General features: G+C 69.7%; 15 protein-coding genes and 1 pseudogene. 6 read left to right on the top strand and 10 right to left on the bottom strand.

What is annotated here, in order from left to right:
- Positions 1-531, bottom strand: a complete 531-nt coding sequence (locus QQY66_RS30000) for a DoxX family protein (protein ID WP_301983370.1) — start codon at positions 529-531, stop codon at positions 1-3.
- 118 nt (positions 532-649) lie between these two features.
- Positions 650-1,945, bottom strand: coding sequence for a hypothetical protein (locus tag QQY66_RS29995; RefSeq protein ID WP_301983369.1), 1,296 nt, complete (start codon positions 1,943-1,945; stop codon positions 650-652).
- Positions 1,946-2,205: 260 nt separating this feature from the next.
- Here QQY66_RS29995 and QQY66_RS29990 point away from each other — a divergent pair, with 260 nt between their 5' ends.
- Entirely contained in the window at positions 2,206-3,099 is an 894-nt protein-coding gene (locus tag QQY66_RS29990) for a DUF4429 domain-containing protein (RefSeq protein ID WP_301983368.1), read from the top strand.
- A gap of 38 nt (positions 3,100-3,137) precedes the next feature.
- On the opposite strand, the gene QQY66_RS29985 is transcribed toward QQY66_RS29990, so the two are convergent.
- On the bottom strand, positions 3,138-3,932 hold the full coding sequence (locus QQY66_RS29985) for a class II aldolase/adducin family protein (protein WP_301983367.1): 795 nt from the start codon (positions 3,930-3,932) through the stop codon (positions 3,138-3,140).
- Positions 3,933-4,070: 138 nt separating this feature from the next.
- Here QQY66_RS29985 and QQY66_RS29980 point away from each other — a divergent pair, with 138 nt between their 5' ends.
- Complete coding sequence (locus QQY66_RS29980) at positions 4,071-4,544, top strand: pyridoxamine 5'-phosphate oxidase family protein (RefSeq protein WP_301983365.1); 474 nt, start codon at positions 4,071-4,073, stop codon at positions 4,542-4,544.
- A gap of 39 nt (positions 4,545-4,583) precedes the next feature.
- Here QQY66_RS29980 and guaA read toward each other — a convergent pair whose 3' ends face one another.
- Entirely contained in the window at positions 4,584-6,164 is a 1,581-nt protein-coding gene (guaA, locus tag QQY66_RS29975; RefSeq protein ID WP_301983364.1) for a glutamine-hydrolyzing GMP synthase, read from the bottom strand.
- A gap of 330 nt (positions 6,165-6,494) precedes the next feature.
- On the opposite strand from guaA, the gene QQY66_RS29970 reads away from it, so the two are divergent.
- Together QQY66_RS29970 and QQY66_RS29965 are read left to right on the top strand one after the other, a co-directional pair.
- Positions 6,495-6,782 (top strand): chorismate mutase, encoded by a 288-nt coding sequence (locus tag QQY66_RS29970; RefSeq protein WP_301983363.1) that lies wholly within the window; start codon positions 6,495-6,497, stop codon positions 6,780-6,782.
- 775 nt (positions 6,783-7,557) lie between these two features.
- On the top strand, positions 7,558-8,592 hold the full coding sequence (locus QQY66_RS29965) for a cell wall protein (RefSeq protein WP_301983362.1): 1,035 nt from the start codon (positions 7,558-7,560) through the stop codon (positions 8,590-8,592).
- Positions 8,593-8,671: 79 nt separating this feature from the next.
- On the opposite strand, the gene QQY66_RS29960 is transcribed toward QQY66_RS29965, so the two are convergent.
- The 5 genes from QQY66_RS29960 to QQY66_RS29940 form a co-directional block, all read right to left on the bottom strand.
- On the bottom strand, positions 8,672-10,450 hold the full coding sequence (locus QQY66_RS29960; RefSeq protein WP_301983360.1) for a GMC oxidoreductase: 1,779 nt from the start codon (positions 10,448-10,450) through the stop codon (positions 8,672-8,674).
- Between the two features lie 75 nt (positions 10,451-10,525).
- Positions 10,526-12,139: a succinic semialdehyde dehydrogenase gene (locus QQY66_RS29955; RefSeq protein ID WP_301983359.1), complete on the bottom strand. Its 1,614-nt coding sequence runs from the start codon at positions 12,137-12,139 to the stop codon at positions 10,526-10,528.
- Positions 12,140-12,276: 137 nt separating this feature from the next.
- Positions 12,277-14,028, bottom strand: coding sequence for a serine/threonine-protein kinase (locus tag QQY66_RS29950; protein ID WP_301983358.1), 1,752 nt, complete (start codon positions 14,026-14,028; stop codon positions 12,277-12,279).
- An 83-nt stretch (positions 14,029-14,111) separates the two neighbouring features.
- Positions 14,112-15,764, bottom strand: coding sequence for a serine/threonine-protein kinase (locus QQY66_RS29945; protein WP_301983357.1), 1,653 nt, complete (start codon positions 15,762-15,764; stop codon positions 14,112-14,114).
- 111 nt (positions 15,765-15,875) lie between these two features.
- A complete protein-coding gene (locus tag QQY66_RS29940) occupies positions 15,876-17,297 on the bottom strand; it encodes a serine/threonine-protein kinase (protein ID WP_301983356.1) in 1,422 nt (473 codons plus the stop codon).
- A 48-nt stretch (positions 17,298-17,345) separates the two neighbouring features.
- On the opposite strand from QQY66_RS29940, the pseudogene QQY66_RS29935 reads away from it, so the two are divergent.
- Both QQY66_RS29935 and QQY66_RS29930 read left to right on the top strand, forming a co-directional pair.
- A pseudogene (locus QQY66_RS29935) lies at positions 17,346-17,462 on the top strand (IS5/IS1182 family transposase); the annotation flags it as partial.
- 202 nt (positions 17,463-17,664) lie between these two features.
- A complete protein-coding gene (locus QQY66_RS29930; protein WP_301983355.1) occupies positions 17,665-18,129 on the top strand; it encodes a hypothetical protein in 465 nt (154 codons plus the stop codon).
- Positions 18,130-18,553: 424 nt separating this feature from the next.
- Here QQY66_RS29930 and QQY66_RS29925 read toward each other — a convergent pair whose 3' ends face one another.
- Positions 18,554-20,152 carry a serine/threonine-protein kinase gene (locus tag QQY66_RS29925; protein WP_301987544.1) on the bottom strand — a complete coding sequence of 533 codons (1,599 nt, stop codon included), beginning with the start codon at positions 20,150-20,152 and terminating at the stop codon, positions 18,554-18,556.
- Positions 20,153-20,276: the final 124 nt, after the last annotated feature.

Raw genomic sequence — 20,276 nt, 5'->3', positions numbered from 1 at the left:
TTACCGATACGCCCCCGCCCGCTGTCGTCGTCGCCCCCGTAGCACGGCGTCCAACGACAGCATGGGCGCACCCGCGAGGACGAGGGGCAGCCAGGCCATCAGGTAGGCGAGGTCATTGCCGTAGTAGTAGGGCTCGGTGGCCCAGCTCACGGTCAGCCACAGGCTGAGGGAGATGAGCGCACCGCCCAGCGCGGCGATGCGGGAGAGCAGGCCGATCAGTGTCGCGATGCCGACGGCCAGCTCGCCGAAGGCGATGGCGTAGCCGAAGCCGACGGGGTTCTTCAGTGCCTGGTCGACCAGGGCGGGGATCGCCGACGAGTCACGCACCGTACGCATCAGATCGCCGATGGACCCGGAACCGGAGTCCTTCATGAAGGCACTGTTGGTGAGTTTGTCCAGGCCCGCGTAGATGAAGGTGACGCCAAGGAAGACACGGAGCGGTAGCAGGGCGTAACGGGTGGCGGTGTCCCGCCAGTCGCGGCCGCCGTCCAGATAGGGGGAGTGCGTGTCCGTACGAATGCCGTGAGTCATCGCTCGTAGCCGCCTCTCGCCCGCTGTGACGTCACCCCTCAGAAGACGATACGCACGAAGAGGCTGCACCGCTCAACCTCGTCCAGGCCAGTTTTTCCGACTTGGTCCAGCTTCTGCGTCACTCCGTCACATCGATCGCGTACCGATTCGTCTCGACCCCCGCAGCCGTCACCACCTGCACGTCCAGCCGCCCGGGCTCCACATCCACCGGCACCGGCACCGTGAGCACCGCGTCCGTGGGGTTGCTGAAGCCGCCGGTCACCGGCACCAGCGGCACATGCACATGGACCGCGCCGATCCGGACGACCATCCGCGACAACCGGTCCGCGCCCTGCGCCCCCGGCGGCACGAATCCGGCTCCCCGGATCTCGATGTCGTCGCCGGTGCGGATGGGCGCGTCCAGAGCGCCGGCCTCCCGGGACCGCACGACCGACAGGATCACCGGCCGGCCCCCTTCCGCATACTTCCCGGCCACATACGTCGCCGCCGAGACCAGCACGACCACCGCCAGCCCCCACGGCAGATCGGGCAACTGATCCGGCCGCCGCGCCAGCCGCACCGCCGCGAACAGCAACGCGACCCCGCTGATCACGACGTACTGAAGGTCGGCGAACGACCCCCGCCCCGAGTCGTCCGTCAGCAGATCGGCAGCCCGCGGCCGGTCCGCCCGTACCTTCTGCAGCCGCTGTCCCAGCACCCGCATCCCGACGACCCGCCGCACCAGCACCGCGATCCCGCACACCACGGCGAGCACGGTCACGATCCCCGCGCCCCGGGCGAGTTCGAGCCCGGCGATCAGCGCGTCACGCTCCCCATGCCCGGAGGCCGCCGCGAGACGGCCGGCCAACAACAGCACGGCGTACGCCACGAACAGCACCCACGCCCCGGCCACCGCACGCGACGTGGACAGCCGGTTGTCCTCACCGATGACCGGCGCGAGCGCACCGCCGCGCGCCCGGTGGAACCACGAGGCCGCCGTCAACGCACCGGCCAGGACCAGCGCGGCGAGCAGCCCGGCGGTCCGCGCACTCGTCCAGCCCGCGCCGATCGCGGTGAGCGCCTGGGCGAGCAACAGCAGCACGGCGAGCGCCCCCACCGCACAGGCCGTACGCCACCACAGGCGGAGGAGCCAGGCGTCGCCCTCGGCACGGCCGCGTTCGGCGACGAGTTCGGCGGACTGGGCCAACTCCTCGGAGACCCACTGGCGGGAGGCCGAGGCGGAGTGGGCCACGGCGGCGGGCAGCCCGTGCCCCGCCGCGAACTCGTCCCGCTTCAGCAGGAATTCGGCGACGGCCCGCCGATGCCCCGCACGGGCCCCGTGCGGACAGTCACCACAGGTGCAGCCACCCCGGTGCCCGCCCCCCGGCCCGCCCGAGTCAGTGCCCCCACCCTGCCTCGCCTCCTGCACCGCCACGCGTCCTCCTCAGACCCCATCAGATCCCAAACGAACCCACGAACCCACGAAGCCGCGAACCTCACGACCCACACGCCGCGCCAGACCCCACCCGCGCACACCACAACCGCACACGCACCCGGCGAACAAGGCCCCCGACCCACGACTCCCCCACGACGACAGCGAATTGTGCCCTACCTCACCCGCCCCCCATCCGGCAGGTCAGGTCACCGCGGAAGAAGGGAGCCCCGCCGTGTTGACCCTGCTGCGAGAATTTCCCTATGGCCGAGATCATCCAGCGCGACGGGACCTGGGCCTTCGACGGCAGCACGGTCAGGATCACGCCGGGCCTGCACCGCTCCGTGCCACTGTTCCGGCAGACGTACGGAGAGATCGCCGTGCCGCTGGAGGCCGTCTCCGGCATCGTCTTCGAGCCCGAACGCAAGCGCGGCCGGCTCCGGATGCGGCTGAGAGAAGGCGCCGATCCCCTTCTCCAGGCGACGGGCGGCCGGCTGCCCGACGCGGCCGACCCGTACCGGCTGGTCGTGGACATCGACCGCTCCGGAGTCGCCGAGTACGTGGCCGAGGAGATCCGCCGCGCGCTGCTCCTTGACCAGATCCCGGGCGACCCGGCCAAGACCTATCTGCTGCCGGGCCCGCCGGTCCCCGTCTCGGTCCGTTCCTCCGACGGCACGGTGTCCTTCGACGGCACGCAGGTGCGGATCGACTGGTCCGACACCTCCGATCGCGTCAAACGCGCGACGGGCCCAAGGGTCATCAACATCGGCGACCTCGAACAGGTCGAGTGGCTGCCCAACTCAGGCTACGAGGACGGCTTCCTGCGCTTCGTGACCCGCGAGACGGTGTTCTCCAAACTGCCGCCGGAGAAGGACCCGTTCGCCCTGGACCTGTGGGGCAGCGCCCGCCGCGACCTGCTCACGGCCCTGGTCGCCACCGCGGTCACCGCGAGACTGCCGCACCCGTCGACCCGCACGGGAATCGCCTACGGCGAGTACACCGCCCGCCGCCAGCTGACGGCCGCCGTACCGCCGCAGGCCGACCACCACGACATACTCCTGCGACGGCTGCGGGAACTGGGCGAACTGCACCGCGACGGTGTCCTCACGGACGAGGAGTTCGCGATGACCAAGGCGGCGGTGCTGCGAGGCTTTTGAGCCGCCCCCCCCCCAACACGCCTTTACGCCCTTACGCCCTACGACAACAAGTCCGGCTCACTGCGACTGACGTCCTGCCACAGCGGCTGATAGTTGATCCACGCCACCAGATCCCCGCCCAGTTGCTCCCGCGTGGCCACCGCGGCCTTGTGGTCGATGAGGATCGGCCGCCCGGCCGCCTTCGCCGTCAGCTGTACCTTGCAGGACCGTTCCAGTGACAGGAACCACCAGGCCGCCGCGTCGACCGAGTCCCCCACCGTCAGCAGCCCGTGGTTGCGCAGGATCAGCGCCTTGCGCGAGGCGAGCGCGTCGGCGATCCGGCGGCCCTCCTCGGCGTCCACGGCGACGCCGGTGTAGGCGTCGTAGAGGGCGTGGTCCTCGTAGAAGGCGCAGCTCTCCTGGGTGATCGGGTCCAGCAGATCACCGAGGGCCGACAGCGCCCGCCCGTACACCGAATGGCAGTGGGCGACCGCGACGACGTCGGGCCGGGCCGCGTGCACCTGTGCGTGCACGGTGAACGCGGCCTGGTTGATGTGATAGCGGCCCTCGATCACCTGCCCGTCGGCGTTGACGAGCACCAGGTCGCTCACGGTGACGTGCTTGAACGGCATCCCGAACGGATTGACCCAGAAGCAGTTGCTGTACTCCGGGTCGCGCGCGGTGATGTGCCCCGAGACACCGTCCTCGAAGCCGAGCCGCCCGAAGATCCGCAGCGCGCCCGCGAGCCGCTCCTTGCGATGCCGGCGCTCGTCGTCGACCGACTCGTGCATCGGCGGCATGGCGAACTGCAGCCGGTCGGTGGGCAGCGGCGTGGGCGGTGTGGGCCCGTGCATAGGTTCCTCCTGCACTGGGTTCCTTTACGGGCGGAAGTTACCGTTGGTCAGCGCAGGAGAACAGGGGTGATATGTAAAGAAGAAGCGTGCAATCGAAATCGGACAGAAGGTGTCGGGTATCGGCGGCACACTCGCCGTATGACAAAGAACTGGGCGGCCTTCGTCACCGCGGAACCCGACCTCGCCAAACGCGTCGAGGAACGCTTCGGCGCCTTCACCCATCACGTCCTCGCCACCCTCCGCAAGGACGGCTCCCCCCGCACCACAGGCCTAGAGGTCCGCTTTCTGAACGGCGAGCTCTGGCTCGGCATGATGCCGGACTCCCTCAAGGCCCTCGACCTGCGCCGCGACCCGCGTTTCGCGCTCCAGGCGAACCCCGGGCAGGGGCAGTCCATGGGCGGCGGCGATGTGCGGATCAGCGGTCGGGCGATCGAGGTCACCGACCCGGAGACCAAGGCCGGATACAGCGAAGAGGTGGAACCGCCGGAGCCGTTCCACCTCTTCCGCACCGAGCTGACGGAGGTCGTACGGACCTACGTCGAGGACGACAAGTACCTGGTCGTCGAGGTCTGGAAGCCCGGCGAGCCGGTGCGCCTCATCAAACGCACCTGAATCCCTGAAAAAGGCACCTGAACCCCTAAAAACGGGGGGTCACTCCCACTCGATCGTCCCCGGCGGCTTGCTCGTCACATCGAGCACGACCCGGTTGACGTCCGCGACCTCGTTCGTGATCCGCGTCGAGATCTTCGCGAGCACGTCGTACGGCAGTCGCGACCAGTCGGCCGTCATCGCGTCCTCGCTGGAGACCGGGCGCAGGACGATCGGGTGGCCGTACGTGCGGCCGTCGCCCTGGACGCCGACGCTGCGGACGTCCGCGAGCAGGACGACCGGGCACTGCCAGATGTCACGGTCGAGGCCGGCCGCGGTCAGCTCCTCACGGGCGATGGCGTCGGCCTCGCGCAGCAGGTCGAGCCGGTCCTTGGTCACATCGCCGACGATACGGATGCCCAGCCCAGGACCCGGGAACGGCTGGCGCTGGACGATCTCGTCCGGCAGGCCCAGCTCCTGGCCGACCATCCGGACCTCGTCCTTGAACAGCTTGCGCAGCGGCTCGATCAGCTGGAACTCAAGGTCTTCCGGCAGCCCGCCCACGTTGTGGTGGGACTTGATGTTGGCGGTTCCGGTGCCGCCACCGGACTCGACCACGTCCGGGTACAGGGTGCCCTGCACGAGGAACTCCACCGCCGGGCCCTCGTCCGCGATGATCTCGGCCTGCGCCTGCTCGAAGACCCGGATGAACTCACGGCCGATGATCTTCCGCTTCTCCTCCGGGTTGCTCACCCCGGCGAGCGCCTTCAGGAACCGCTCCTGCGCGTCCACGACCTTCAGCTGTACGCCGGTCGCGGCCACGAAGTCCTTCTCGACCTGCTCGGTCTCGCCCTTGCGCATCAGGCCGTGGTCGACGTACACGCAGGTCAGCTGGGAGCCGATGGCCTTCTGGACGAGGGCGGCGGCGACGGCGGAGTCCACGCCGCCGGACAGCCCGCAGATGGCGCGCTTGTCGCCGACCTGCTCACGGATCGCGGCGACCTGCTCCTCGATCACATTGCCGGTGGTCCAGTCCGGGGTCAGCCCGGCGCCCCGGTACAGGAAGTGCTCCAGCACCTGCTGGCCGTGCGTGGAGTGCATGACCTCCGGGTGGTACTGGACGCCGTACAGCTTCTTCTCGTCGTTCTCGAAGGCGGCGACCGGGACGACGTCCGTGGAGGCCGTCACGCTGAAGCCCTCGGGGGCGGCGGAGCAGGCGTCGCCGTGCGACATCCAGACGGACTGCTCGGCGGGCGTGCCCTCGAAGAGGGTGGAGCCGGACTTGCTGACATGCAGGTCCGTACGGCCGTACTCGCGCGCCCCCGTGTTGTCGACCGTGCCGCCGAGCGACGTCGCCATCAGCTGGAAGCCGTAGCACATGCCGAAGACGGGGACGCCGGACTCGAAGAGCTCGCGGTCGAGGCGCGGGGCGCCCTCCGCGTACACCGACGAGGGGCCGCCGGAGAGGATGATCGCCGCCGGATTCCTGGCGAGCATCTCCGCCACCGGCATGGTGCTCGGCACGATCTCGCTGTAGACCCGGGCCTCGCGGACGCGACGGGCGATGAGCTGGGCATACTGCGCGCCGAAGTCGACGACCAGGACGGTGTCGGGGGCGGCGGCAGCAGGGGTCGCTGATGACACGGGAGCCTTCCGGCGGTGGGGCGGGGGTCTGTGTGTACTCCGATTCTACCGAGGTGGGCGTGAGAGCGGTCCCAGCTGCTGGACTCCTTGGACCCCGGGGCCGTGGCATACTGACCCCATGCTCACGCACCCGACCTTCCTCTTTACCTATGGCAACCGGCCCACCGGCTGCCATGGTCGTGCTGCTTGAGCAACTGACAAGCGACTTCCCCAGGCGCCCCGGGCCGACAAGGCCCGGGGCGCCTGACGTTTTCCGGGTCCGGTCGATCCGGGGCACCCCGTCCGAACCCGCCCGACCCTTCCGAACCCTTCTGACAGAGGAGCCCCGAGATGACCGCCACCGCAGTGGAGAAGACCGGCGCGCACACCCGCGAGGCCGCCGAGACGATCACCGGCGCCCGTGAGCGCATCGACACACTCGACGACCGGATCATCGGCCTGATCCAGGAACGGATGGCGGTCTCCGCCGTCGTCCAGGAGGCCCGGATCGCCTCCGGCGGCCGGCGCGTGAACCTCTCCCGCGAGATGGAGATCCTCGCCCACTACAGGGAGGCGCTGGGCAAGCCGGGCACCTCGCTGGCGATGACCCTTCTGGAGCTGTGCCGCGGCAAGATCTGAAACCGCGTTCCCGGCACAGACGTACGCATTCCTCTCACCCGTACGGCGCGTGACCGGCGCGCAAAAGGGTTCGTTGGTCCCGATGTCCGTGCCAGCCAGGGGCGGGCCCGAAGAACCACGCGTGGCTCACTGGAGCGATGAGGCGTACGGATCGTGCCGTGCGCCGTGGGACCTCGCTCCAGGCAGGTGACCGGACGGCAGGGGACAGCAGCCCGGTCGCCCAAGAGAACGGCCGGCTCCGGGGACGCCCGGGGCCGGCCGGCGGGAAAACAAACACCCAAGTTCCCCCCGGACAGGGCCAAGGAAACGTACAAGGATGGGTCAAAAGGTTGCGGAGGTCCCGCCCATCCAGCACGATGCGTAGCAAGCCCCAAGTCCCGCCGTAGACAACTGCATTTCTTTGTACTGGCTCACTGCCAAAGGTCGAGACCATTCGTGCGCCCCTTGCGCGCCGGGTCGTCATCCAGGGCACACCAGGCAAGCGGCGCAACCCCCCGGCGCCGCTCCCCAGGCACCGGCGCTGCCCTGACGTCGGTGCTGACCAAAGAAGGGCCCCGCGGCTCACGCCCGCGGGGCCCTTCTGCATGACTCGGACCGTGCCCCCCAGACCGTGACCCAGGCCACATAAGAATTCTGTGAAGTGGAGCGCAACCTTCCACAGGGTTCGCGGATCAAACCAGGCGTACCAAGGGCCACACGCGTGTCGTACAGCGCGAGGCCCTCCGCTCAACGCGTGTTGCCACCCCACAGCGCACCTGGACTATTCGAGGTCTGCATGAAGCTTCGCCGTGCCATGGCGGTCGCGGCCGCGACGGCTGCGATATCGCCGTTCGCGCTGCTGTCCGCGCCCGCCGCGTTCGCGGAGGGGTCGGCTTCCCCGACGCCCACAGAGACCGTCACCGAGACCGTCACCGAGACGCCCTCCGGGACCCCGAGTGACACGGCCACGGCGACACCGAGCGACACCACGCTGCCGACGGGCACCGCGTCGGCCAGCGACGCCCCGACGAGCTCCGCGCCGACCGGGAGCGCCACGCCCTCCGCCACCGAGAGCGAGTCGGGCCGGCCCGAGCCCTCGGAGTCGGCCGAGCCGAGCGAGGCGCCGGACGTCCCGTTCTGCGAGGAACTCGACGAGGAGTTCTCCGACGCCAAGGTGTCCGCGGACATCAAGGGCCTGCCGGGCAAGATCGTCGCGGGTGACGGCTTCCACGGCTTCAAGCTGGTCGTCACCAACGAGTCCGGCATGGACGTCGAGGACGTCGCCTTCTACGCCGAGGTCGAGAACTACGAGCTCGACGAGTCGAAGTATCTGAGCCCGTACGTCGACCTGGAGTTCAAGAATCCCGAGTCCGGCTCCTGGGAGCGGATCGGGGACTCCGAGTGGGCCGGCGACCTCTTCTTCGGCATCGACACGCTGAAGTCGAAGGCCAGCCAGACGGTCGACCTGCGCGTCAGCATCGACGCCAAGGCCCCCGCCGGTGACGCCTACTCCTTCGGCTCCGGTGTCTACCTCGACAACGTCGACGGCCAGGACTGCATCGCCGAGGGCTGGGCCCAGTACGACTTCGAGGTCCTGAAGGCCGGCTCCGCCAACCCGGACCCGGGCACCGCCACGCCGGGCGACAACGGCAGCAAGGGCCCGGGGAAGAAGCCGCAGGGCAGCATCTCCGACCTGCCGACCGGCAACCTCGCCGACACCGGCGCAAACTCCGCGCTGCCGGCCATCGGCCTGGTCAGCGGCGTCGCCATCGTCGCCGGTGCGGGTGCGGTCTTCGCGATGCGCCGGCGGAAGGCAGGCGCGAACGCGTAACCGCGTAACCGGAGCTTGCCGCAAGACAAAGAAGGACCTGCGCTCGGAGGGGGGTGCAGGTCCTTCTTGTTGGTACCGCTCACTTCTTCGGCGGCACCGCCGGTATCCCCAGGAACGGCAGCTTCAGCGCGCCGAACGCGTCCGCCGGGACCATCGGCGACTTGGGCTCGACCGGCTTCAGCCGCTCGTACGGCACACCCTGCGCGGGACGCGGGTCCGCCTCGCCCTTGTTGGGCCAGTACGACATCGCCCGCTCGGCCTGGGCGGTGATGGTGAGGGAGGGGTTCACGCCCAGGTTGGCGGAGACCGCGGCGCCGTCGACGACGGAGATGCCGGGATGGCCGTACAGACGGTGGTACGGGTCGATCACGCCGGTCTCGGGTGAGTCGCCGATCGGGCAGCCGCCGAGGAAGTGGGCGGTCAGCGGGGTGCCCATCAGTTCGCCGACATTGGAGCCCGCGAAGCCGTTGATCGACTCCGCGATCGCCGACGCCGCCTGAGAAGCCGCCCTGATCTGCTTGGGGTTGGGGGCGCCATGGCCCTGGCGGGCGGTCAGCAGGCCTTTGCCGACGCCGTCCGGTTTCAGGTACGTCGTCAGGGAGTTGTCCAGCGACTGCATCACCAGGCCGATGATGGTCCGCTCCGACCAGCGGCGGTTGGAGAGGGAGCGCAGGACGAGGAGCGGGTGCCGGGCGGAGTTCTTCAGCCAGGCAGCGACGCGGGACGCGCCGTCCACGTAGGGGACCTGGAGGATCGACAGGCCGCCCATCGAGTTGGAGCCCTTGCCGTAGCGGACCGGCTCGATGTGTGTGTTGGCGTCCGGGTGGATCGAGGACGTGATGGCGACCCCGCGGGTGAAGTCGGCCTTCCGCTCGCCGGTGACCTTGCGGTAGCGCCGGTTGTCGGTCTGCGCGCCGACCAGTGCCTCGGAGTTGGTGCGGGTCAGTTCGCCCAACCGTCCCGAGATGTACGGGAGTTGGCCGGTCGCCTTCATGCGGTGCAACAGGGTCTGGGTGCCGTAGGTACCGGCGGCGAGGACGACCCGGCGGGCCTTGAAGGTGCGGCCCTCGCCCTTCTTCTTGTCGTCGGTCGGCAGCGTGGCCACCGCGTACCCGCCCTGCGAGTCGTCCGTGACCGACACGACCGTGGTCATGGGGTGCACGACCGCGCCCGCCTTCTCGGCCAGGTAGAGGTAGTTCTCGTTGAGGGTGTTCTTGGCGCCGTGGCGGCAGCCGGTCATGCACTCGCCGCACTCGGTGCAGGCCTTGCGCACGGGGCCCGCGCCGCCGAAGTACGGGTCGCCGGTCTGCTCGCCGGGTGCGGCCTTCGCGGTCCCGTCGGCGTCCTTGCCGTCCCCGAAGAACACGCCCACCGGTGCGAGGTGGAAGGTGTCGCCGACGCCCATCCGCTCGGCGGCAGCCTTCAGATGTACGTCGGACGGGGTCATGGTCGGGTTGAGCCGTACGCCGAGCATGCGCTGGGCCTGGTCGTAGTACGGCTGCAACTCCTCCTGCCAGTCGGTGATGTCACGCCACTGGGAGTCCTCGAAGAACGGCTTCGGGGGTACGTAGAGGGTGTTGGCGTAGTTGAGCGAGCCGCCGCCGACGCCGGCGCCCGCCAGCACCATGACGTTGCCCAGCAGGTGGATGCGCTGGATGCCGAACATTCTGAGCCGCGGGGCCCAGAGGTAGTTCTTCAAGTCCCATGAGTTCTTGGGGAGGGTTTCGCGGGTGAAGCGGCGGCCGGCTTCCAGGACGCCTACGGTGTAGCCCTTTTCGGTGAGGCGGAGGGCGGTGACTGAGCCGCCGAAGCCGGAGCCGACGACTATGACGTCGTAGTCGTAGGTGTCCTGGGGCACGGGTTCTCCTCGTTGAGTTTCACGTGCGGGTAGTCGGTGGTTGCTCGCGCAGTTCCCCGCGCCCCTAAACCGGCATCACCTGAACCGGAGTGTCTTCATCAACCTCAGGCTTCGGCTCATAAAGGCCGCGTACTTCTCGTCGTCCATTCCCAGTGACGGGGCCATCGGCAGCAGTCGCTGCTGCGCCACCGTCTGGGCCTCCGTGTACTTGAGGATGCCCTCGGAGCCGTGGCGGCGGCCGAGGCCGGAGTCCTTCATGCCGCCCATCGGGGACTGGACGCTGCCGTAGGCGGGGGCATAGCCCTCGTTGACGTTGACGGTGCCGGTGCGCAGGCGGGCGGCGACTGCGCGTCCGCGGGTGCCGTTCTTCGTCCAGACGGAGGAGTTCAGGCCGTACGGCGTGGAGTTGGCGAGTTCGACGGCCTCGTCCTCCGTCTTGAAGCGGTAGAGGGAGACGACCGGGCCGAAGGTCTCCTCCGTGCAGACCGACATGGGTTCCGTGACGCCGTCGAGGACGGTCGGCTCGTAGAAGTACGGGCCGATGTCGGGGCGGGCCACGCCGCCCGCGACGACCTTCGCGCCCTTCTCCACGGCCTCGTTGACGTGCCGCGTCACGGTCTCCAGCTGGCGTTCGCCGACCAGCGATCCCATGTCGGCGCCGTAGGCGAGGGACTTGCCGAGCCGCATCGCCTTGGTGCGCGTGGCGAACCGCTCCAGGAAGGCGTCGGCGATCGACTCGTGGACGTACAACCGCTCGATGGAGATGCACAGTTGGCCGGCGGAGGAGAAGCAGGCGCGGACCGCGCCCGCCGCCGCCTTGTCGATGTCGGCGTCGTCGAGGACCAGCATGGCGTTCTTGCCGCCGAGTTCGAGGGAGACGCCGATCAGGCGGGCGGCGGCGCCCTGGGCGACCTCGCGGCCGGTGCGGGTGGAGCCGGTGAAGGAGACGTAGTCGGCGTGCTTGACGAGTTCCGGGCCGACGACGGGGCCCTCGCCGAGGACGACCTGGAAGACGTCGGCGGGCAGTCCGGCCTCGATCAGCAGGTCTCGGGCCCACAATGCGGTCAGGCACGTCTCCGTGTCCGGCTTCATGACGACCGCGTTGCCCGCGACGAAGGCGGGGAGCGCGTCGCCGACGGAGAGTTCGAGGGGGTAGTTCCAGGGGGCGATCTGGCCCACGACGCCGCGCGGGTGGCGCAGTTCGGTGACGCGGGTGAGCGTGGGCATGGCGCCGGCGTGCCGCTTGGGCCGGAGATAGGCGGCGGCCCTACGACCGTAGTGGCGGGCCGCGACGGCTACGGCCTGCACCTCCTCGTGGGCGTGCAGCCGCGCCTTGCCGGTCTCCAGCTGGATGAGGTCGAGGACCTCGGCCTGGCGGGCCAGCACCAGGTCGTGGAAGCGGAGCAGGACGGCGGCGCGCTGCCGCACCGGAACCTGCGCCCAGACGGACTGGGCCTTGCGGGCCGCCTCGAAGGCCTGCCGTACGTCCTCCGGTGTGGACTCGGGCAGGTCGGCCAGCTTCTCGCCGGTGAACGGCGTGTGGTTGGCGGTCCGGCCGGATCCGGCCACGCCCTTCGTGAGCTGCGCTATCAGCTCGGGGGTGACCACGTCGGCGGCGGTACGGGCGCCCGCGGGGGCGGGGGCGAGCGGGTTGGTGCCGGTCTTTTCCGGGGCCTGCGAGTCCGTCATGAGCCGCAGGGTATGCCGCGGCGGAGGCTTTGTGTACCCGGCGGTAATAGGGATTCACCGAGTGCTCACACGGCGCCAGCGATCACTGGCAACAAACGCGCTGATCAGGGTCTTGAGCGGAGACGATCAGCGATGGTTCAGTTGGTTCCGATCCGGAGACGGTCACGGGCACCCTTGAACGCCGCCGTGCCCTTCTTCTCGTCCGCCGTTCCCTTGGGCATGTCCACACGCAGCTCGTACATACGGCCGTCATCGGTCAGGATCATCAGCTCCATGACCCGCGTGGGGTACTCCTTCAGGTCGTAGGTGGTGTCGGCGAGTGCCGCCTCGTAGCCGTCGATGCTGGTGCGCGTGTACTGCGTCCGCGCGTCCCCGTTGTAGCTGTCCCAGGTGGCATGCGCCTCCTTCGCCTGGCCCATCGGGGAGCGGGGCGCCTTGTCCCACTGGGTCAGACGGATCTGTACGGTCTCGCTGCCGTCCGCGTAGATCACGATCCGGGGCTGGCCGGCCGCGTTGCCCTGCCGGGCGTACTCGTCGTAGCCGGCCGGGACGGAGAGGACGGCCTTCATGTCCTCCTCGCTGTGCGCGGTCCAGGGCGCGGACGTGGGGCTTCCCGCTTCGCCACCGGGGACGGAGGGCGTGCGATCCCTCGCCGCTCCGCTGTCGGTGTCGGCGAGGGAGGTGCCGAGCCAGATGCCGCCGGCCAGGAGGGCGGCGCCGAGCAGGGCGGCGGGGAGGGGGTGACGGAGGAGGGCGGGGCGGGGGGATTTGGGGGTGGAGACGGTGTCGGGGGCGGGGTTGGGATTGAGATTCTTCGGCTCGTCCGGAGCGGGCTGCGGGGCGTTCGGTTCAGGCTGCGGCTCTTCCTGAGCGGGCTTCGGCTCCTTCTGACCGGGCTCCGGTATGGCTTCGGATTCGGGGCCGGCGGTGCCGTCGGCTGCTTCCGGGGCCACGCCCGCCAGCTGTATCGTCCCGACGTCGTCGGAGAACTCCCTGAGCTGGGAGGCGTCCTGGGCCTCTGTCACGGGTGCCCCGGTCGGACCGGCCGTCGGCCATCGCCCGGCCGCCGCCTCCAGGACCTTGCCGACCTCCTCCGGGTCCGGCCGCTGCTCGGGCTCCTTGACCAGCAGTCGCACGATGAGCGACCCGAGCGGTCCGGCCTGCTTGGGCTCGGGCGGGTCCGCGGAGAGGATCGCGGCGAGGGTGGACTCCAGCGTCGTACGACGGAAGGGGGACCATCCTTCTACGGCGGCGTAGAGCAGGACGCCCAGGGACCACAGGTCGGAGGGGGGACCGGCGCCGCGGCCGGACATCCGCTCGGGGGCGATGAATTCGAGGGAGCCGACGAACTCTCCGCTGAGGGTGAGGGATTCCTCGCCCTGGACATGGGCGATGCCGAAGTCGGTGAGGACGACGCGGCCGTGCGGGCCGAGCAGGACGTTGGCCGGCTTGACGTCGCGGTGCACGATCCCGACGGCGTGCGCGGCGCGCAGCGCGCCGAGGACGGCGAGGCCGACCCGGGCGGACTCGGCGGGTTCCAGCGGTCCGCGTTGCAGCACCTCGTGCAGGGACTCCCCGCGGATCAACTCCATGACGATCCAGGGGAGTCCGTCGTCCACGACGACGTCATGGATGGAGACGGCCGAGGGATGATCGACGCGGGCGGCGGCGCGGGCCTCGCGATAGAGCCGGTTGGCGGCGCGCTGGTGACCCGCGTCCTCCGGGTCGCCCGGCAACCGCGGCTGCTTGACGGCGACTTCGCGCTCCACGAGCTCGTCGTGCGCCCGCCAGACGGTGCCCATCCCGCCGGAGCCGATGCGTTCGACCAGCCGGTAGCGCCCCCCGACCAGCCGGCCCTTGGGGCCTGCCCCGCCCCCGTTGTTGCTCATGCCCCATGACTACCGTGCGGGCAGGCTCTTTGTCGACGCGATGCCTTGTGATCAGGCCGCCCATCGGGAAGGCGGGCTGAAGCTCACAGCTTGTCGATGTCCAGGTTGGCGATCGTCGTCCGCGCCACCTCGCGTCCCCGCTCGGTGAAGTCGCCCTTGCCCGGATAGCTGATCGTCACCTTGTACATGTCGCCGGCCGAGGTCTTGTAGTAGAAGAGCTTCAGCTCGCGGGGGCGCGGGTTCTGGGTGTCGGTCGTGGTGTACGTGACCGTGTTCTCGGCCGACTGCTTGCCCTGGTACGTGGTCTCCTCAGGGCTGGTCCGAGCGGCTTCGGGCATGGAGAGGTCGTAGCTGCCCTGGTCCTTGAACACCTCGTTGTCGGCGTACATTTCGGCCGCGGCGGAGTTCTTGATCTCGTTCGAGGTGTCCTCGGACTTCCTGGCCAGGTTCACACCGATCCAGATGCTGCCGCTCCAGTCGGTGTAGGTGACCCAGTTCTTGTCGTTGTCGTCGGCGTCCGGCTTGCCGACCTGGTAGGTCGCCGGCACCTGGAGTGTCACCCCCAGCTTCGGGTGCGCCCGCTCTGTCCAGCCGTCCGGCAGGGAACCCGCGAACGGGTCGGCGATCACCAGATACGCCGCCACCGCACCCGCGACGACCGCCGCACCGATCCCGAGCAACGCCTTGCGCCCCAGCCGGACGCCTCCCGTGCCGCCCTCGGCGATCCGCACCACCTGCGTGGCGGGCGGCGCCGGCGGATCGGCCGCCTGTTCCAGCAGCGCACGCGTCTGCCCGGCGTTCGGCCGGCGCGCCGGGTCCTTCTGGAGCAGGCCGTTGATGACGTCGGCGAGCGGGCCCTGCGCGGTGGCCGGCAGGGCCGGCGTGGCGTTGAGGACGGACTGGAGGGTGGCCGGGGTGTTGCTGCGACGGAACGGCGAGACGCCCTCCGTGGCCGCGTAGAGGACCACGCCCAGGGACCACAAGTCGCTTGCCGGGCCGGGGCGCTGGCCCAGCACCCGTTCCGGCGCGATGTACTCCGGCGAGCCGACGAAGCCGCCGGTGTCGGTGAGGCTGGTCTCGCCCTCGATCTGCGCGATGCCGAAGTCGGTGAGGACGACGCGGTCGTGCCGGCCGAGCAGGACGTTGTCCGGCTTGACGTCCCGGTGCAGGATGCCCGCCGCGTGCGCGGCCTCCAGCGCACCCAGCACCTCGAGGCCGATTCTCGCCGCTTCCCGGGCCCCGAGCGTGCCCTCCTGCAACGCATCGCCCAGCGAACGGCCCTGCACCAGCTCCATCACGATCCACGGCCGGCCGTCCACGACCGCGACGTCATGCACGTTCACGACCGCCGGATGGTCCAGCCGGGCCGCGGCGCGCGCCTCGCGACGCATCCGCTCGAAGGCGTTGGCACGTTCGCGTTCGGGAAGGTGATCCGGTACACGCGGTTCCTTGACGGCGACCTCGCGGTCCACCGTCTCGTCCTTGGCCCGCCACACCGTGCCCATACCGCCGTGCCCGAGCTTGGCCAGCAGCCGGTAACGGCCCGCGATCAGGCGCCCGGCGCCCGGGTCCTGCGCGGGCGCGGTCTGCGCGGGCGCGACCTGTATGGGCGCGACCTGTATGGGCGCCGCATACGGGTTGTCGGGGTGCGGCACCGCCGCGGGCGGGTTCGGCGGTTGCAGACCGAAACTCGTTGGCTCGTCGGACCCGTAAGGGGCTCCCCCGTTGCTGCTCATGGGTTTATCCATATCGCGGCAACCGCTCCCGGTTCCACAGGGAACGCATTCCGGTCACAGAGCCGTGACTCAGCTCGTCGCTTATCTCACGCTTACGTCTGTATCTCCCGTTCACGCTCGCATGAACGTGTCGAGCGCTACGTCGAAATACGCCCGCCCCTGCCGCGCCTCCCCCACCGGCGCCGACACCTGAAGCTCGTACAACCGGCCGTCCTCCTGCCACCACAGCTCGTACGTGCGCTTCGCCATGCCTTCCGCATTCCAGGTGAACTCCCGGCGGGCGGCGGCGTGTCCGTGGTGCGCGGTGGCGATGACCCGGCCCTCCCGGTACCCCGCATGGGCGTCCGGCCCCTTCGCGTGCGCTCGCCGCATCGCGCCCAGGGGGCCGCCGGGCTCGGCTTCGCTGATCCGGACACTCAGACGGAAGGTTTCTCCACGCGATACGTACAGCCCCTGAGCGCGACGCGTGAACCCCTCCGGCACGGCCAGCGAGAACCCCGCCGGCTCCTCGACGACCCGGTAACCCGCAGGCGCCGACACGGACACTTCCGGACCCGGCGTACCTCCCCCGTCGTTCATCAGCAGCGCCGCCGCCGACACCCCCGCCCCCGCCATCGCGGCGACCAGCAGCGCGCCCACCAGCATACGCCGCCGGTACTGCACCGCCTGCGGCGGCAGTCGCCCCATGTCGAGAAAGTCCCGCAGCATCCGCTCGGCCCGCTCCGCGTCCAGCCGCTGGTCCGGATCGCGGTCCAGCAGCCCTCGTACGACGGGCAGGAGCGGCTCCGCCTGGACGGGCGGACGTATGTCGTCGTCGATCACCGCGTGCACGATGCCGCCCAACGAGTCGCGCCGGAACGGTGATTCACCGCTCAGGGTCGCGCACAGCAGCGCGCCCAGCGACCACAGGTCGGACTCGGGGCCGGTGCGGGCGCCGGTCATGCGCTCGGGCGCGGTGTACTCGGGCGAGCCGACGAAGGTGCCGCTCTCGGTGAGCGTGGGGGCGCCCGTCAGCCGGGCGATACCGAAGTCGGTGAGGACGACGCGGCCGGTGGCGGGCTCCAGCAGGACGTTCGCGGGCTTGAGGTCGCGGTGCAGGACACCGGCCGCGTGCGCGGTGCGCAGGGCGCTGAGCAGGGCGATGCCGATCCGGGCGGCCTCGGGGGCGTCGAGCGGGCCGTGCGTGGAGATGCGCTCGGCCAGGGAGCAGCCGTCGATCAACTCCATGACGATGAACGGGCGTTCGTCGTGCTCGACCACATCGTGGACGACGATGATGTGCGGGTGGCTGAGCTGGGCGACCGCGCGGGCCTCGCGCAGAGTGCGGTCGCGCTGCTGCCGGACCTCGTCCGCGGAGAGGGTCTCGTCGAGGAGCAGCTCCTTCACCGCCACCTGCCGACGGAGGAGCCGGTCGGTCGCCCGCCACACGACACCCATGCCGCCACGGCCCAGTCGCGCATCGAGCCGGTAACGACCCGCGATCAGACGGGGGTTGCCCCATCGGCCGTCCCCCTGCTCCCTCTGGGTCCCCATGCGCCCCATCATGCCGCACCGGATGGGTCCCCTCCGGAGCGCCGATCGGCCAAGTACGCCGCCACCCCAAGAGTGGACAGTGAGTCCACCGCCCACGCCTACACCCACGAGGTCATCCACCTGCTCGCAGAACGCGGGCCAGGTCTGCTGCAGGTCCTCCGCGAGGCCCATCCAGCGCCTTGGCACACCAGCGGCCCGGTGGCGCGCGACGGCTCCTGGGAGCCAGTGAGTTCGGCCAGTTCGTCGGCGTGCGTGACCAGGTCGGGCCGGGCGGCCAGAGTCGACCATTTTCGGCCACAACTTGCTTTGAATAGGGTGCAAATCACGGCAAATAACCTAGAGATGCCCACCATATAGGGCAAAACGGGTGGCTGAAATCATGCTGTCAAGTGAATCATGGAAGCCTTACCTTTTCCTTATGGGAAACACATTCAAGCGCCTTTCCGTCACGAGCGTCGCGGCGGTGGCAATATTCGCTACGACCACAGTGACCAATGCCAGCGCGGCGAGTGGCGGAGCCGCGTGCTCGGTGACCGGCGCCTCGGGGAGCATGACGTTCACCAACTGGACAAGCAGCTATGTGGACATCCGCGGTTGGGTCAAGGACAACGCTGCCGATGGTCACCATGTGGCCATTCGATTCAGATCCATAGACGAGTCCACCGGATGGGTAACAGAGTGGCCCTGGCGTCACGAATACGACGGCAGCGGATCGACTACCAGCTTCACCACTTACGCGAGGCCCGCCGGCGATCGTCTCCACCACATCGGCGCGCAGGTGGCGGTGATGGAAGGGGGCACGATAGTCCGTGCTTGCACTGACTGGGCCTGAGCTCCCGCACAATAGCCCGCTCTAACTACAATTCACTGCGGACCACCCCTCGCTGAAGCACAGTGGTCGCTCGAATCGTTGACGTATCGGCCCACGAGAATTTCGGATGGGCCGATACGCGACCGCCTTCAGCGAAGTCGTCGTCCACGTAGGTCACGACGTTCTCGGCCGATTCGCTGCCCTGGTACGAAGTTTTGGTCGCTTCGAGGAGAAAGTAGCGTCCTCCGTCTTCTCCATATCATCGACATCCTGATCACCGGGGCGTTGTGCTGGGGCGGAACGGCGAGATGCGCTCCGTCGCCGCATACAGCACCACGCCGAGCGGCCAGAGATCAGAGGCAGGCCCCGGCCGCTTCCCCAACGCCCGCTCCGGGGCGATGAGAGAGCGACCGCAGTGACAGCGGAACCTTCTGTTCCACTCGGCTCACCCCTCCTGGAAGCCCCGCAGGATCCAGTCGAACTGCTTTCTGGTGGTGGCCCAGTCGTCGGCCGGCGAGGACGCGTAGATGGCGTACTCGGTGCCGTCACTGTCCATGTACCCGACGTCTATCGCACGGTAGGGCCCCTGGAAGTAGTGCGGTGCATCCTTGGCCAGCGCGTTGAACGTGTACTCCCAGCGGACGCCCGGCAGGTCGCGGAAAAGCTCCTCCTTGAGGCTCAGCTGCTTGTAGTCCTGCAGCCGCTCTGAGAGCCGCTGGTCCAGGTTGACCATGTGCTCGTACGAGGTGCGGAAGTCCGGCGCGGTGTCGACGGCGACCCGCACGAGGTGCTTGCCCTTGTCGGGCGAGTAGTCGACCTGCCGGAGGCCGTCCTGGTCGATGGAGACGGACCGCTTCCACCCCTTGGGCAGGGAGATGCTGAAGCCCACCGGGTCGTTGCGCCGCTCCCAACCGGCGGGAACCGCCCCCTGACCGCCCTCGTCGCTCGGCGTGGCACTCGGAGTCGGCGATACAGAGGCGGAGTCGCCGGGGCTGCCTGTGCCGAACTGCTGCAGCGCGACCGCGGCTCCCGCCCCGGTGATCGCGACAACGGCGACGAGGACAACCGCGCGCAGACGGCGCCACTTCTTCGGGGGCGCCGGGGGCGGGCCCACCTGGGTGACGGCGGCCGGGTGCGGCCTGGTGACACCGGTCTGCGGCTGCTCGTAGCGCCCCTGCTGTCCGTACGCCCCAGGCCGCGTCGACACGAACGCCTGCGCCCTGTTCGACCGCCGCCCCTCCGCCGCCGCCGCGAGCATCAGCTCGGCGGCCTCCGCGTCGGGTCGTACGGCCGGATCCTTGTGCAGCAGGGCGGTGATGACGTCGCCGAGCGGGCCGGCGTGCTGCGGCATCGCGGGCTCTTCCTGGACGACCGCCTGCATGGTGCTCAGCGGCGAGGTGCGGCGGAACGGCGACCTGCCCTCCACCGCCGTGTACAGCGTGGCGCCCAGCGCCCACAGGTCGGAGGACGGCCCGGGATCATGGCCGCGGATGCGCTCGGGGGCCAGGTAGTCGACCGAGCCGACGACCTCTCCGGTCCGGGTGATCGTGTTGTCGCCCTCGATCTGCGCGATGCCGAAGTCGGTGAGGAGCACGCGCCCGTCGTGCGAGAGAAGGACGTTGCCGGGCTTCACATCGCGGTGCAGGACACCGGCGGAGTGCGCGGCACGCAGCGCGCGCAGCACCCACAGGCCGATGCGGGCGGTCTCCTCCGGCGCGACCCGGCCCTGCTCCTTCACCGCGTCGGCGAGCGAGTGGCCCTCGATCAGCTCCATCACGATCCACGGCCGGCCGTCGTGCTCCAGCACGTCGTGCACGGTGACGACGGCGGAGTGGTTGATCCGGGCGGCCGCGCGCGCTTCCGCCCGGGTACGGGCGAGGAGTCTTTCCTGGTCGGCCTCGGAGACATAGAGCGCGGCGGTCAGTTCCTTGATCGCGACGGCTCGGTGCAACACCTCGTCATGCGCACGCCACACGCGGCCCATGCCGCCGCTGCCGATCGAGTCGGCAAGCCGGTAGCGGCCCGCGACGAGCAGGCCCTGCATCTGATTCACGTTGCCCCGCAATGGTCTTGACAGGGTCAGACTAAGGACCGGCCCGCCCGCAGGGAACCGCGGGGGTACCACGGAGACAGTCCTGTGACGGTTGTCGCCTCGGCAGCCGACAGGC

The sequence above is a fragment of the Streptomyces sp. DG2A-72 genome (assembly GCF_030499575.1).
Lineage (GTDB): Bacteria > Actinomycetota > Actinomycetes > Streptomycetales > Streptomycetaceae > Streptomyces.
This window is presented reverse-complemented; position numbering and strand designations above follow the sequence as displayed.